The sequence below is a fragment of the Psychrobacter cibarius genome (genome assembly GCF_016107535.1).
GTDB lineage: Bacteria > Pseudomonadota > Gammaproteobacteria > Pseudomonadales > Moraxellaceae > Psychrobacter > Psychrobacter cibarius.
This window is the reverse complement of record NZ_JABASQ010000005.1, coordinates 76,746-91,855: the sequence shown is the minus strand read 5'-3', so window position 1 is coordinate 91,855 and position 15,110 is coordinate 76,746. Positions and strand designations below refer to the sequence as shown.

The following is a 15,110-nucleotide window of genomic DNA, read 5'->3' as shown; positions in this document are numbered from 1 at the left end:
TGAGCCGTTCACGGATAAAAGTGTCGCGACGATGTTATATTGCCACCTTATCCCAATGCTGTAAGGCTATAGGATTGCATTACCGATGACCAAGCCTGCCAAACGCACACAAAAAGATAAAATTGGCATCTATATCAAACGCCAAGCGTGGATATTATTTGTCCTTATTATTATTGCTTGGGCTTTAGATACCAGTTGGCTACATAGTGAGCTTACTGTTGCAAAAAGCGCCGCTATTGGTGCGCTACTCAGCTTTGCTACCCAAGCTGTATTTGCTTTTTTTATCTTTTGGTACACTGGATATCGCGCGCGCCAACATATTGTTAGCCAGCTATATCGAGGTCAAATGGCCAAATGGCTATTGACTGTGTTTGGTTTCGCACTAATTTTTATTACCGTACAACCCCTATCTGCGCCTGCGCTGTTTATCGGTTTTATGGTAATGCAAATTAGTCACAGTTGGATGTTGTGGCATATACGCTAGCATTAATAGACGATGACTATATCAATAGTTGAGTGCTTAATAGTGCTAGGCAAGTCACCCTGCCGTCCAGCTTCTCTATGACTGATTTCATAAGAAAGTCAAAACATACAAAACTGTCTAAAGACAGCGCCAATGATTATAAAGACTGTGATATGAGCGTTTAAATGAGTATAGCGTGTGATAATGGAGTCGATAGCCAATTATTAGCTATCAGTATTGCCTCTAATTAAATTCTTACAATTTAATTAATCACGCAAAGCTATGTTAGTAAACGTTAATAGTAGCTAACTTATTCATACAGTGCATAAAAAAGTCATAATTGACTTTACACGAATACAACGCTGCATTAATATAGGCAGCTAAATATTTTGCTTATGAACGCTGTATTAAGCGTCGATCGTGGAAACGCGGCAGTAAGTAAACACAGATATAATAATTTCGCGTACATATACAAGGGCTATTACTGAATCATCATAAGCCCTTTTTTGATAGCTAAAATTTATCTTAAGTTATCAAGTTGCGTACTAGTAATAGAACTATGGGTTGGATGTTATTGATTACATGAGCGCTTTAGCATGGTTCATCGGCTTGCTAGCAGGTCAAATAGGATCGTTAAAACCTCATCAGATGACAACCATATTTTTGGTAGTTGATTAAATCGTTGATTAATAAGAAGCTGACATTATGGCAGGCGAGCAAACAACAACAGACTATATCTCTCACCACTTAACGAACTGGACGTACGGCTATCTGCCGGGCGAAGGCTGGAAAGTTGCCTATACTGCTGAAGAAGCTAGTGCAATGGGCTTTAAAGCCATCCACCTTGATTCTATGCTTTGGTCAATTGGTCTAGGCATTGTTTTCTGCGCCATCTTCTGGATGGTCGCTAGAAAAGTCACTTCAGGCGTGCCGGGTAAAACTCAGGCTGCGGTTGAGATGATCGTTGAGTTCGTTGATAACAACGTTCGTGATTCGTATAGTGGTACCTCAAAGCTGATTGCGCCTTTGGCGTTGACTATCTTTGTATGGATATTCTTAATGAACTTGATGGATTTACTACCCGTCGATTTTATTCCTATGATTGCTGGCCAAATCGGCGCAATGATGGGACATGATCCACATCATGTGTTCTTTAAGATCGTTCCAACGACGGATCCTAATATTACGCTTGGCATGTCTTTTTCTGTCTTTATACTTATTCTGTTCTATAGTATCAAAGAAAAAGGTTTGGGCGGCTTTGTTGGCGAGCTAACACTGCATCCTTTTAGTGCCAAAAACCCTATCGTACAAATTATTTTAATACCCATCAACTTTATCTTAGAGTTTGTTACTTTGATAGCGAAACCTATCTCTTTAGGTCTGCGTCTATTCGGTAACATGTATGCTGGTGAGTTGATTTTCATACTGATTGCTCTAATGCCGTTTTGGATTCAATGGGCGTTATCAGTACCGTGGGCTATTTTCCACATCTTAATTATTACACTTCAAGCGTTCGTATTTATGATGCTGACGATAGTTTATATGTCACTTGCATCATCAACTGAACATTAATTAGACATTCAATAGGTAAATGAGGATACATCCATGGATCCAGTATTAGGTGGTTACACAGTTATCGCAGTAGCACTACTTATCGGTTTAGGTGCACTAGGTACAGGTATTGGTTTTGCTATTCTAGGTGGTAAATTCCTAGAAGGCGTTGCGCGTCAGCCAGAACTTGGTTCACAGCTGCAAACTCGTATGTTCATCGTAGCAGGTCTTCTTGATGCTATTCCGATGATCGGTGTTGGTATTGCTATGCTATTGTTGTTCGCTAACCCTCTAGCAGGTTAATCAGAAAGCTCAGTTGTAAATGTTTGGTAGTCAAAGTTTGTATCTCAACCATAGCCAAAGTTTGGCTATCAAATATGATCAATGAAACTGATTTTTCATTAACAAAGAGGTGATCACGTGAATATCAATTCTACCCTCATCGGTCAAGCCATTGCTTTTGCAATCTTTGTGATGTTCTGCATGAAATTCGTGTGGCCACCACTTATTGGTGCCATCAATGAGCGTCAGCGTAAAATTGCTGAAGGCCTGAATGCCGCAGAAAAAGCAAAAGCAGATCTGGCGACCGCTGAGCAAGACGTCCAGCAGGAGCTTGATCTTGCAAAGACCAAAGCTGCTGCTTTAATCGAGCAAGCGAACAAGAGTGCCAACCAGCTTGTCGAAGATGCAAAAATGCAGGCCCAAGTGGAAGGCGAGCGCATTCGTCAACAAGCGCAAGCGTCTATCGACCAAGAAATCAATCAAGCGCGTGAATCATTACGTGCCCAAGTTGCTGAACTGGCTGTACTTGGTGCAGAAAAGATTTTGCAAGACAAAGTCGATGTGCAAAAACATGCCAGTATGTTAGACCAACTGGCGGCAAAGCTGTAACTGTGAGGATATAATGGCTGACTTATCAACCTTAGCACGACCCTACGCTAAAGCCGCGTTTGACTATGCCAACGAAAACGGGGCCGTAAACGAGTGGGAAAATTTCTTGTTTGTCGCCAGTGCAATTGTCAATGACAAAGCGTTCCGTACATGGCTAGAAAATCCAGCCGTTACGGCTGAGCATAAGTCAGCTGCTTTGGTTGATCTTTATGACTCACAAGTGGCTGGTGATAGCGACTCTGCTTTTAAACAGCTACTAGGCGAGAGCAAAGGCTCTCGTTATGGTAATAGTATTAGCTATCCTAAAGTGTCACCAGCGCTCAATAATTTTATTAAGCAGTTGGCGCAGCAAGAGCGTCTGGCGCTGCTTCCTGAAGTTTATGAGCATTATCGCCGCCACAAGGCAATAAGCTTAAAGCAGCTTGATGCTTACGTGACCTCTGCCTATCCATTGACTGACGCTCAGCGTGAAATGCTTCAAACGCGCCTTGCTGCATCATTAAATGCTAGTGTGGTGATTCATGAGTCGGTCGATCCAAGTCTATTGGCAGGCGCTACCATCAAAGTCGGTGATAAAATCACTGATGATTCGATGCGCGGCAAGTTACAACAGTTAAAAACACAGCTAACGGCCTAATGCCATTTACCAGCGCAGTCATCTATGATCTGCGTGAAAGTAAGAGCATTTAAGTCAGTGGGCGGGTTATCATAAATTAAAGGAAACAAGGCAATGCAACAATTGAATCCAGCGGAAATCAGTAACCTGATTAAGCAGCGTATTCAAGACCTTGATGCGGGTGCAACTGCAAAGAATGAAGGCACGATTGTCAAAGTATCTGACGGTATCGTGCAGATTCATGGTCTTGAAGATGCCATGTACGGCGAAATGATTGAGTTTGAAGGCGAAATCTATGGAATGGCGCTTAACTTAGAGCGTGATTCTGTCGGCGCGGTAGTACTTGGTGATTACCTAAAGCTGCAAGAAGGTCAAAAAGCCTATTGTACTGGTCGTATTCTTGAAGTACCAGTAGGTCCTGAGCTGCTAGGCCGTGTTGTTGACGCCTTGGGAAATCCTATTGATGGCAAAGGTCCTATCGATGCCAAAATGACTGACAAAGTCGAAAAAATCGCCCCAGGCGTTATTGATCGTCAGTCAGTAGATCAACCAGTAATGACGGGTTATAAAGCCGTTGATACTATGATTCCAATTGGTCGTGGTCAGCGTGAGCTTATCATTGGTGACCGTCAGACGGGTAAAACCGCGATGGCTATCGATGCGATCATCGCGCAGAAATCATCTGGTATCAAGTGTGTATACGTCGCAATCGGTCAGAAACGTTCTACCATTGCAAACGTCGTACGCAAGCTTGAGCAAACTGGTGCCCTTGAATATACGACTGTCGTCGTCGCTTCAGCGTCAGAACCAGCAGCACTACAGTATATCGCACCGTATTCAGGTTGTACGATGGGCGAATACTTCCGTGACCGCGGTGAAGACGCACTGATTGTATTTGATGACTTATCAAAACAAGCCGTTGCTTATCGTCAAATTTCACTATTGCTACGTCGTCCGCCAGGTCGTGAAGCGTATCCTGGTGATGTCTTCTATTTACATTCACGTTTACTTGAGCGTGCATCACGCGTAAACGCGGCGTACGTAGAAAAGTTCACTAACGGTGAAGTAGTTGGTAAAACCGGTTCTTTAACCGCACTGCCAATTATTGAAACCCAAGCTGGTGACGTATCTGCATTCGTACCGACTAACGTGATTTCAATCACCGATGGTCAGATTTTCTTAGAATCAAGCCTATTCAACTCAGGTATCCGTCCAGCAGTTAATGCTGGTATCTCGGTATCTCGTGTGGGCGGGGCAGCTCAGACTAAGATCATCAAGAAGCTATCTGGTGGTATCCGTACTGCACTGGCTCAGTATCGTGAATTGGCTGCCTTTGCTCAGTTTGCATCAGATCTTGATGACGCGACTCGCGAACAGCTTGATCATGGTGAGCGTGTGACTGAATTGATGAAGCAGAAGCAGTATCAGCCAATGTCAATCTCTGAGCAAGCTGCAGTTATCTATGCATCGAATGAAGGCTTTTTAGCGGACGTTCCTGTCGAAAAAATCGGTTCTTTTGAAGAAGCTTACTTACGCTATATGCATGATGAGCAAAGTGAATTGATGCGTGAGATTGATGATACTGCGAATTATAATGATGATATCGCAGGTCGTTTGAAGTCATCTTTAGAGACCTTTAAACAAAATCACAGTTATTAATTTAACGGGTTAAGCCGAATTGGTTATGGCTGTCTTTGATGGCTAATAAAGTGGCGCATTGTCTTGTATTTTTTTATTAAGACAGTAGCGCCACTGTTCTAACCATTGACGGTATTAGATCGCGTCATGCACAAAATATATAACATTAATCTGTTAGATTGATGTTATATACTAAATAATTGTCGCATGCGCCAATGCTTTTTAACCCTCTTATATTGGAATCATTATGGCAAGCTTAAAAGAGATACGTGCCAAAGTCACCAGTATTAAAAGCACCCAAAAAATTACTCGTGCTATGCAAATGGTTGCGGCAAGTAAAATGCGCCGTGCCCAAGAGCGCATGGAAGTGGGTCGCCCGTATGCTGATAGTATGCGCCGGGTTATTTCACATTTGGTGCATGCCTCATCAGACTATAAACATCCGTATATGGTCTCGCGTCCAGTCAATAAGGTTGGCTATATTGTCATTACCTCTGATCGCGGTCTGGCGGGTGGTTTGAATATTAACTTATTCAAAGCTTTATCTAAGAGTATCCAGCAGTATCAAGATCAATCTGTACAAACTGAGTTTGCAGTCATTGGCGCTAAAGGTGTGAGTTTTTTCAAAAACTTTGGTGGTAAAGTGACCTCGGCAGTAACCGATTATGGTGATAAGCCAACGTTTGAGCAGATAAACGCACCGGTTCAAGCGATGCTTGACGATTATACTAACGGTAAAATAGACCGCATCTATGTGGTTTATAATAAGTTTGTTAATGCGATGACCCAAAAGCCGACTGTCAATCAGTTGGTACCTTTACCAGACAGCGCGTTTGGTGAAGAAGAGAGCGGCATTCAAACAGAACTGAGCTGGGATTATATCTACGAGCCTGATATCAAAACATTGATTGATGAGCTGCTTGGCCGCTATATTGAGTCGATTGTGTATCAAGCGGTAATGGAAAACATTGCCTCTGAGCAGTCCTCACGTATGGTTGCGATGAAAGCGGCGACAGATAATGCTGGTGACCTAATTAACGATTTACAGTTGGTTTATAACAAGCTGCGTCAAGCGGCGATTACCCGAGAAATCTCGGAAATCGTTGGCGGTGCTGCTGCTGTTTCATAATTGAAACCCCTTATGAAACCCACTATATACAGAAGTTCAAGGAGAACGCAATGAGTAGCGGTCGTATTGTACAGATTATTGGCGCGGTTCTTGACGTTGAGTTCAACCGTAGTGAAGTTCCTCAGATTTATGATGCCTTGCAAGTAGATGGTACCGAAACCACCCTAGAAGTACAGCAACAACTAGGTGATGGCATCGTCCGTACTATCGCAATGGGTTCAACTGAAGGCCTAAAGCGTAACTTAACAGTCACTAACACTGGTGCGCCTATTGCTGTGCCTGTTGGTATTGGTACGCTTGGCCGTATCATGGATGTTCTTGGTCGTCCTATCGATGAAGAAGGTCCTGTAGAAGCTGATGAAAAATGGTCTATCCACCGTGAAGCGCCAAGCTACGCGGATCAGTCAAACAGCACTGAGCTGTTAGAAACTGGTATTAAAGTTATCGATCTACTTTGCCCGTTTGCTAAAGGTGGTAAAGTTGGTCTGTTTGGTGGTGCTGGTGTTGGTAAAACCGTTAACATGATGGAGCTGATCAATAACATCGCTCTAAAACATGAAGGTTTGTCAGTATTTGCTGGTGTTGGTGAGCGTACTCGTGAAGGTAACGATTTCTATCACGAAATGCAAGAAGCCGGCGTTGTAAACACTGAAGACTTTAGCAAATCTAAAGTTGCGATGGTATACGGCCAGATGAATGAGCCACCGGGTAACCGCTTGCGTGTTGCGTTGTCTGGTTTGACCATGGCTGAATACTTCCGTGATACGAAAGATCCTGCCACTGGCAAAGGTCGTGACGTATTGCTGTTTGTTGATAACATCTACCGTTATACACTAGCCGGTACTGAAGTATCAGCACTACTTGGTCGTATGCCATCTGCGGTTGGTTATCAGCCAACACTTGCTGAAGAGATGGGTATGCTACAAGAGCGTATTACCTCAACTCAGTCTGGCTCTATCACCTCAGTTCAAGCAGTATATGTCCCTGCGGATGATTTGACGGATCCATCACCAGCAACGACGTTTGCGCATTTGGATGCAACGGTTGTATTGAGTCGTGATATTGCTTCACAAGGTATCTATCCTGCGGTTGATCCGCTAGATTCAACCTCGCGTCAGCTAGATCCATTAGTCATTGGCGAAGAGCATTATAACGTTGCTCGTGGCGTGCAAGAGATTTTGCAGCGCTATCGTGAGCTAAAAGACATCATCGCTATCTTGGGTATGGATGAGTTGTCAGAAGAAGATAAACTAGTCGTTTATCGTTCGCGTAAGATCCAGCGCTTCTTGTCACAGCCATTCCACGTTGCTGAAGTTTTCACTGGCGCACCTGGTAAATATGTACCACTACGCGATACCATTGCTAGCTTTAAAGCAATCATCGCGGGTGAATACGATGACCTACCAGAGCAAGCGTTCTATATGGCTGGTGGCATCGACGAAGTTGTTGCTAAAGCAGAAAAAATGAAATCTACTGCAGCGTAAGTTGTGTTAGCATTTGCTAAAGGGCAGATAAACCATAAAAAGTCTATTTGCCAGTTAGTAACGCCTCGCAGTTTTGATTGTGTTTTGATCGTAAGGAGTTAAGTATGGCAACGTTACAATGTCGCGTCGTAAGTGCTCGTGAAGAGTTGTATTCAGGCGAAATTAGCATGTTAATAGCTACTGGTACCGAAGGCGAGATTGGTGTATTGCCAGGTCACACACCGCTTATTACTTTGTTAAAACCGGGTGCGATGCGAGTGCAAACACCAAACGGTGAAGAAGAAGTGATTTATGTATCAGGCGGTGTTTTAGAAGTACAGCCGAAGATGGTTACCGTATTGGCTGATACAGCGATGCGTGCACATAACCTTGATGAAAGCAAAATTGTCGAAGCACGTAAAAAGGCTGAGCAGATGCTGGTTAATCAATCGGATACTGTACAAACTAATGCAGCTTTAGCATCATTAGCAGAGTCTGTGGCACAGCTACAGACTATCCGTAAGTACAAAAACCGCGCTTAATTTTTTGTGGAAAATTTTAGAGTTTCCTTTTGACTCTTACCACAGATATAAAAAAACAGTCCATCATGGGCTGTTTTTTTATGTTTATTATTTAATATTCTATGCTTGTTGATCGAGGATAAATACACTATTTATGATGCAATTTCGATCTCGACAGCCAGTTTTTTAAATATGAATGTTAACTAACTATGCATTTACTACTTATGTATCGAATGATAATAGGCAATACTGGGATAATAGATGAAAAAGTCACTGGCAGCAAAGGTGATATGTCGCTATATTAGACGTAACAGGAATACAAGTGTCGGTATCAATCAAGTATTCTATCGCTGTGCGCTACATTAAGATTGGCTACTTATAGAAATTCAGGTGAGGAAAGGGTCGTAAAAAAACATTTCACTTGCTATTATTTGTATAAAGCTCATAATTTTTGGACGTAAACTAAAGTTTTAATGGGTGTAGTTTATAGGTTTTGTTAACGACTATAAGCTATAGTATAGGAAGCTGTATGTTTAATAGTATACTGTGCTACCAAGTTTGTAACAGCTATACCAACATCAATTGTGCCACTTAATGGTGCTATTAATTTTACCGCTCTTACTTTTACTGCTTTTAAATGAGATGTATTAGAGGATATAACAATGACAACGAATGAAGAAGACAACACCCCCCGAATTTTGATTGTTGAGGATGATGAGCGTCTGGCCATGTTGACTCAAGATTACTTGGTCAAAAATGGTTTAGAAGTCGCTATCGAAACCGATGGCAATCGTGCTATTCGTCGCATCGTCAGTGAACAACCAGATTTGGTCGTACTTGATGTCATGCTTCCTGGTAGCGATGGACTGACGGTATGTCGTGAAGTACGCCCGCACTATCAGAATCCTATTTTGATGCTGACTGCGCGTACTGAAGATATGGATCAGGTACTGGGTCTTGAGATGGGTGCGGATGATTATGTCGCTAAGCCTGCTCAGCCACGTGTCTTGCTAGCACGTATTCGTGCGTTATTACGTCGCTCAGAAAATGCCCCATCAGAAGATGTACCACAGCGCCTAGAATTTGGTGAACTGGTCATCGACAATGGCGGTCGTTCAGTGAATTTAGGTGATGAATTGGTTGATTTCACCAGCGCTGAATATGACTTATTATGGTTGCTTGCTTCTAATGCGGGTCGAATTCTTTCGCGTGAAGATATCTTTGAGCGTCTACGTGGTATTGAATATGACGGTCAAGATCGCTCAATTGACGTTCGTATCTCACGCATTCGTCCAAAAATCGGTGATGATCCAGAAAATCCAAAACGTATCAAAACTGTTCGTAGTAAAGGGTATTTGTTCGTTAAAGAAGGCAACTAAGTCAATTTTGCTCCGGCAACGGCTTATTGCTCATTAGCATGACCAAAGAAACCAGCAACTAGGCTGGTTTTTTTGTGGCTAAATTTTAATTTTTGAACTTAAATACAGCGTTATGTGGTTTAATTAAGCAATTATTGTGGGTGCTGCCTAAATGTACATGAGGTAAATGGATTTTAGGTGATGCTCAGTTATAAATTAAAATACAGCAGCCAGAATGGTTTTTTATTCAACAGTGTTTGATATCATTTATCACGCAGCGCTTGTTTGCTGAATGATGTCGGCAGTTTTTATTCATTAAGTTGGTTACGGCACGTATGTCATTAGTCTCTTCTTTAAAACACAGTATCTTTGTTCGTATTTATGCTGGGCTACTCATAGTCTGTTTGTGTGTGGCATTATTTGCTCAACTGTTGATGGATACCATCAACAAAGAGCGCGTCCAATCCTACCGTGAAAACATGGCAACAGGGGCTTTTCATCTGGTGAGTGAAGGTATCGCTCATCAGGAAAGTGAAGAACAGCGTGAATATTGGTTGTCTGATGCCAGTAGTTTATTTGGCTCAGAATTCAAAGTTTTGCCTATTGATGAAGTAGACTTTAATGCCAGTGAACTGCGGCGTTTTGAAAATGGCAATACGGTCGTTCGTTATACCGAACAACCTGTCTATGCCGATGTGTATTATCGTCTACCAGACAATCAAAGTGTTTTGACCGCCAGGATATCGCAAGTGACTGAGCAGCAAGTACGGGCAATCGCTGTGTTTTTATTGGATGATTTGTCTTACTATGTGACGTTATCTGACAAGCGTGCACGTTTGGCTGAACTGGAAAAAAAGTTTTCCTTTCCTTTAGAGTTTAAAGCCGTCAATACACTAGATTTAGATACCGATCAGCTTGCACGATTACGCCGAGATGAAGTGGTTATTTCCTTACAAGATACCAATAGCAGTAAAAGTAATTCGGCTATTAGAGTAGTGGTGCCTTCTGAAATCAATGACATGGCGATATTGATTGGTCCGGTGCCATTATTCAATTGGTTCCCACTTAATCTGATTATTAGTATGATTCTTATCAGCATGTTTTTAATCAGCTTAGGCGTGTATGCGTTGATTTTTCCACTTGAGCGTAAATTGCAGTTGATTCAGGTTGGTGTCAATGAGGTGAGTAAAGGTAATCTTGAAAGTCAAGTTCAAGTCATTGGGCAGGATGAAATTGCCCGTTTAGCCGCGACTTTTAATGCCATGACCTCGCATATCAAGCGCCTTATTGAGTCGCAGCGAGAATTAACGCGAGCGGTATCACATGAGCTTCGTACACCGGTGGCTCGTATCCGTTTTGCCGTTGATATGCTGGCTGATACGGATGACGAAGACTCACGTTTTATGCAGCGTGATTTTATTGATGAAGATATCGAAGCGCTTAATGGCTTGATTGATGAGATTTTGACTTATGCTAAGCTCGAAGAAGGCTCACCAAAGCTAGATTTAGAACCAGTCAATCTTAGAGAGTTATTGGAGCAGATTGAGCGTGAAACCAATGCCTTGGGTAAGCCTATCAAAATAGTGACCAAGCTGCCGAATGCTAAAGTAACCGCTGTCGCAGATAGGCGTTATTTACACCGCGTGATTCAAAATTTGGCGGGCAATGCCTTACGTTATGCAGAGACCACAATTATCATTAGTGCTGGCGTCAGAAAGGGCAATGCTTTTGTTAGTGTTGAGGACGATGGTCATGGTATTCCAGAAGCAGATCGCGAAAAGGTCTTTATTCCATTTTCACGCTTAGATGACAGTCGCACGCGTGCCTCAGGCGGCTATGGTTTAGGCTTGTCTATCGTATCGCGCATTGCCTTTTGGTTTAATGGCAGTATGAAAGTCGATGAGAGCCGAGAGCTTGGCGGTGCACGATTTGTCATGACGTGGCCTATCAAACCACTGACACAAATTTTGGCTGCTGATGAACTGACGCAAGAAAAAAGCGAGCGTGGTTTTGAAGATAAATAATGCCACTGCACAGGATTGTCGTTATTTTCTAGTATAAAAATAGCAGCATCAATTAAGCAGTGTGTGACAAATAAACTGGCTCAATTTCTAAGCAGTGTTCTCAATCTCATGTTTAGAATGGATATACACCTTAGATAGAATTGCCGGTTAATTTTTATTATTAACGGTTTAAAGATAGCTTTAGATCAGAGGAGGGTAAAGGATGCCATATTTATTTGGTGGTTTGGTGGTACTAAATGCAATAACGTTGGGCTACTACCTATTCTTGCAGCAGCCATCGACGACGCAAACGTTAACAGCAGCGCAAGAAAATATTACTCAGCCATTAGCGTTTACGAATAGCGCCAAATATATTCCACCTATCATTGGAAACAAAGACTAGGTGTTATACAACTAAATAGTCGCAGCGAATTGTTTTGACCATTTATTAGCTTTAGTGATGAACCATTCAGCAGCTATCAGTCTTCTTTGTTCCATGTCTTGTCATTAAAGACAGGCGTTTCTTGTGTATCGGCTGCCATGGTTGTATCTCCAGCAACCTTGGAAAGTAGGGGAATACGCACACACACTTGTAAACCTCCGTCGGGATGGTTAATGGCTTCTACCGTCCCATGATGCAATCTGGCAATACGATCGACAATCGCTAGACCTAAACCACTGCCTTGTGTGGTACGTGCTGTCTCTCCGCGTTCAAAAGGCTGCATAATACGTTCTAACTGATCTTCTGCAACGCCATCACCACAGTCACGCACACATATCAGCAATTGTTCTTGCGCCTCTCTATTGACGACATTTTCACTGACGACATCGCTATCTTCCTCTTCAATGGTTTCTATAAAAGTTGGCACAACAGTCGCTGACAGGTAAATGGGCGGTTTGCCATAACGCTTGGCATTATTGACCAGATTGATCACAAGGCGTTTGATAGACATGGGGCGCACAGGAACCACTTTGTGACACTCTGATTGATAGATGAACTCCATTGGTGCAAATTGCACCATGATCTCATTAAAGATGGTATCCAAATTGGTTAGGCTGACTGGCTCATCGGAGCCATCTTTCATAAACGAGATAAACTGCTCTAAAATGGCATCCATGTCTTCAATATCATAAATTAATCCCTCTCGAAAAAAGTCATCAGGTAGCATCTCAGCAGTCAAACGCATACGAGTTAAGGGCGTTCGCAGATCATGCGAGATACCAGCGAGCATAATTGTACGCTCTTTTTGTGCTTGATTTAACGTCGTGAATAGACGATTGAATGCCATGTTGACCTGACGTATCTCCGTAGGGCCTTTTTGTGTTGGCAACGTAGTGGCATGACCGAGGCGAATATAGTTGGTCGCGGCACGCTGCAAATATCGTAGCGGACGATTTAATTGCCGCGCCAGTAGAATAATGGTCAGCAGCGATAAAATAGGCAATCCAATGAGAAACAGCACCAATAATGCTGGACTATATTGCGAATAATAAACCACGGGTTCACGAATCCAAAAGCTGTCATCACGGCTGTCTTGCACCCAAAGCTGCGGTGTCGGTTTGAATTTAAAATAAACCTCGACAGGTCGACCCAATTGCGCACCGATTTCGCGTTGTAAGACATCAGTAAAGACGCCGACAAAGGCCTTATCAGACACTGCTGGAAAATCATTAGGGTTATTCACTACCACGACATGCGAGTGTTGATAAATCCATTGGCGTACTTCAGGACGATTTTTCCAGTCTTTGTTGACACTATTCATCAACTGCAGCTCGCTCGTCAAGTAACGCGCATGGTTTTTAAGCTCGGGTAAATATAGACTGCGCCAAAAAAACAGAATCGACAAGCTGACACTGATAAGAACAATGAAAGAGACCATCAAGGTTGTCAGCCAAGTGTTGGAGTAAGAGCGCGTAAACCGCCCTTTGCGACGTGGTTGCGATTTTGGTGTGGTCATATGGATCCAACATATTAAAAGATGCTTTATTGAGTTTAGTGTAAAAATGGTGCTTTCTTATGTCGTTCAAAAACAACGTGTGATACTTATGAATAGCATAATGGTTGCGATTCTTGAGCGATGGCGCAATTCGTTAGGCGATAGCATCATTCACTCGCTGACTATGTCATAGAGTAGCATAATCAATGAATGACACGGATGGCTTTAAAACAGTAGGCAACAATTGAATACTCAAATTTGCACTAATATAGTACTGAGTAATATAGCACCGAATAACACAGCGCTGAATAATACAGCAACGAGCCACTTGGACATGATGTAGAGGTAGTATCTTCAGTTAAAAATCAGTGGTGATGATCAATTGTATTTTACATCGATGGGCATTTAAGCTATTGTTAATAAATAATTAAATAAGCGCAGTTTATGTTTTCAATAAATCAAGACTGTGATATAATTATGCCCTTTTTGGTATACCTGCGAAAGAGAGAATTCACATGGTTGTTATTCGTTTAGCACGGGGCGGTGCCAAGAAACGCCCATTTTATCAAGTAGTTGTTGCTGATCAACGCCGCGCGCGTGACGGTCGCTATATTGAAAACATCGGCTTTTTTAACCCACTCGCTAAAGAGTCTGAAGAAGCAGTACGCCTAAATATGGAAGCGTACAATGCGTGGATCGCAAAAGGTGCACAACCTTCAGATCGCGTTGCTTCATTGGTAAAAGCTTTCAACAAGTCTGTCGCGCAAACTGAAGCAACTGCTTAAGTTCTGTGGTCACTGAGACGCTGATAGCTCGTCTATAAGCAGTCTCTATAGACTTTAGTAAAAAACATAGCGTAACTGGTCTAACTAGGTACGCCATTAACTGTTTATCGCTTTTAACTGCGTTTATCGTTTTTAATTGCTTTTTATTTATCTTCGCTGTGTTCATCATTGTTAGGTTAGCCGTTATGTCTTCTGCTCCAAACGCTAGTGCCCTTATGAAAATTGGTCAGCTCAAAAAGCCTTATGGCATCAAAGGTTGGCTTTGGGTATTTAGTGAGACAGATGATCGTACGGCGATATTTGACATTAAACCTTGGTGGATGAAAACCGCTACCGGCATGAAACCTTTAACCGTTAAGGCTTGGCGTGAGCAAGGCGCAGGAATTGTGGCTCAGTTTGAGCAGATTCCTGATCGCAATGTTGCTGAGACTATGAACGGGGTAACTCTTTGGGTCGAGCAAGACATCTTGCCAGAACCCGCTGAAGATGAATACTACTGGTCGGACTTGGTCAGCCTGCGCGTTGTAAATGAGCAGGATGAGTATCTAGGCGACATTACTGAGATGTTTGAGACTGGCGCTCACGCTATTATGCGAGTTGCGGCAAACTCAGACAGTTTAGATGCCGATGAGCGCCTGATTCCATGGCACAAGCAAACTGTAGTACAGGTCAGTCTGACTGAAAAGACAGTGCTGGTGGCATGGCCGAGTGATTATTGATAATAATTTTAACTTTGCGGTTAAGCTTTATCAGTA

Annotated in this window: 15 protein-coding genes; 14 read left to right on the top strand and 1 reads right to left on the bottom strand. The window is 42.6% G+C overall.

Features of this window, described 5'->3' with window-relative positions; translation table 11 throughout:
* Positions 1–85: 85 nt before the first annotated feature.
* From JFC08_RS05540 to JFC08_RS05485, 12 genes are all read left to right on the top strand, one after another.
* Positions 86–484 (top strand): ATP synthase subunit I, encoded by a 399-nt coding sequence (locus tag JFC08_RS05540; protein ID WP_198330017.1) that lies wholly within the window; start codon positions 86–88, stop codon positions 482–484.
* Between the two features lie 684 nt (positions 485–1,168).
* On the top strand, positions 1,169–2,035 hold the full coding sequence (gene atpB, locus JFC08_RS05535) for a F0F1 ATP synthase subunit A (RefSeq protein WP_055125357.1): 867 nt from the start codon (positions 1,169–1,171) through the stop codon (positions 2,033–2,035).
* Between the two features lie 33 nt (positions 2,036–2,068).
* Positions 2,069–2,317 (top strand): F0F1 ATP synthase subunit C, encoded by a 249-nt coding sequence (gene atpE, locus JFC08_RS05530; protein ID WP_010197960.1) that lies wholly within the window; start codon positions 2,069–2,071, stop codon positions 2,315–2,317.
* Positions 2,318–2,434: 117 nt separating this feature from the next.
* On the top strand, positions 2,435–2,905 hold the full coding sequence (locus JFC08_RS05525; protein ID WP_045452424.1) for a F0F1 ATP synthase subunit B: 471 nt from the start codon (positions 2,435–2,437) through the stop codon (positions 2,903–2,905).
* A gap of 13 nt (positions 2,906–2,918) precedes the next feature.
* Entirely contained in the window at positions 2,919–3,542 is a 624-nt protein-coding gene (locus JFC08_RS05520; RefSeq protein ID WP_198330016.1) for a F0F1 ATP synthase subunit delta, read from the top strand.
* A 93-nt stretch (positions 3,543–3,635) separates the two neighbouring features.
* Positions 3,636–5,180, top strand: a complete 1,545-nt coding sequence (atpA, locus tag JFC08_RS05515; protein ID WP_045445880.1) for a F0F1 ATP synthase subunit alpha — start codon at positions 3,636–3,638, stop codon at positions 5,178–5,180.
* A 226-nt stretch (positions 5,181–5,406) separates the two neighbouring features.
* On the top strand, positions 5,407–6,288 hold the full coding sequence (gene atpG, locus JFC08_RS05510) for a F0F1 ATP synthase subunit gamma (protein WP_045445883.1): 882 nt from the start codon (positions 5,407–5,409) through the stop codon (positions 6,286–6,288).
* A 50-nt stretch (positions 6,289–6,338) separates the two neighbouring features.
* Positions 6,339–7,772, top strand: a complete 1,434-nt coding sequence (gene atpD / locus JFC08_RS05505) for a F0F1 ATP synthase subunit beta (RefSeq protein ID WP_045452427.1) — start codon at positions 6,339–6,341, stop codon at positions 7,770–7,772.
* Positions 7,773–7,876: 104 nt separating this feature from the next.
* Positions 7,877–8,293: a F0F1 ATP synthase subunit epsilon gene (locus JFC08_RS05500; protein WP_021812807.1), complete on the top strand. Its 417-nt coding sequence runs from the start codon at positions 7,877–7,879 to the stop codon at positions 8,291–8,293.
* Between the two features lie 641 nt (positions 8,294–8,934).
* On the top strand, positions 8,935–9,651 hold the full coding sequence (locus JFC08_RS05495; protein ID WP_045445894.1) for a response regulator: 717 nt from the start codon (positions 8,935–8,937) through the stop codon (positions 9,649–9,651).
* Between the two features lie 314 nt (positions 9,652–9,965).
* Entirely contained in the window at positions 9,966–11,654 is a 1,689-nt protein-coding gene (locus JFC08_RS05490; RefSeq protein ID WP_045445985.1) for an ATP-binding protein, read from the top strand.
* Between the two features lie 202 nt (positions 11,655–11,856).
* A complete protein-coding gene (locus JFC08_RS05485; RefSeq protein ID WP_045445897.1) occupies positions 11,857–12,036 on the top strand; it encodes a hypothetical protein in 180 nt (59 codons plus the stop codon).
* Between the two features lie 76 nt (positions 12,037–12,112).
* Here the strand turns inward: JFC08_RS05485 and JFC08_RS05480 are convergent, their stop codons facing one another.
* Complete coding sequence (locus JFC08_RS05480) at positions 12,113–13,591, bottom strand: ATP-binding protein (RefSeq protein ID WP_198330015.1); 1,479 nt, start codon at positions 13,589–13,591, stop codon at positions 12,113–12,115.
* 494 nt (positions 13,592–14,085) lie between these two features.
* On the opposite strand from JFC08_RS05480, the gene rpsP reads away from it, so the two are divergent.
* Positions 14,086–14,355, top strand: coding sequence for a 30S ribosomal protein S16 (rpsP, locus tag JFC08_RS05475; protein ID WP_045452431.1), 270 nt, complete (start codon positions 14,086–14,088; stop codon positions 14,353–14,355).
* A 185-nt stretch (positions 14,356–14,540) separates the two neighbouring features.
* A complete protein-coding gene (gene rimM / locus JFC08_RS05470) occupies positions 14,541–15,074 on the top strand; it encodes a ribosome maturation factor RimM (protein WP_198330014.1) in 534 nt (177 codons plus the stop codon).
* Positions 15,075–15,110: the final 36 nt, after the last annotated feature.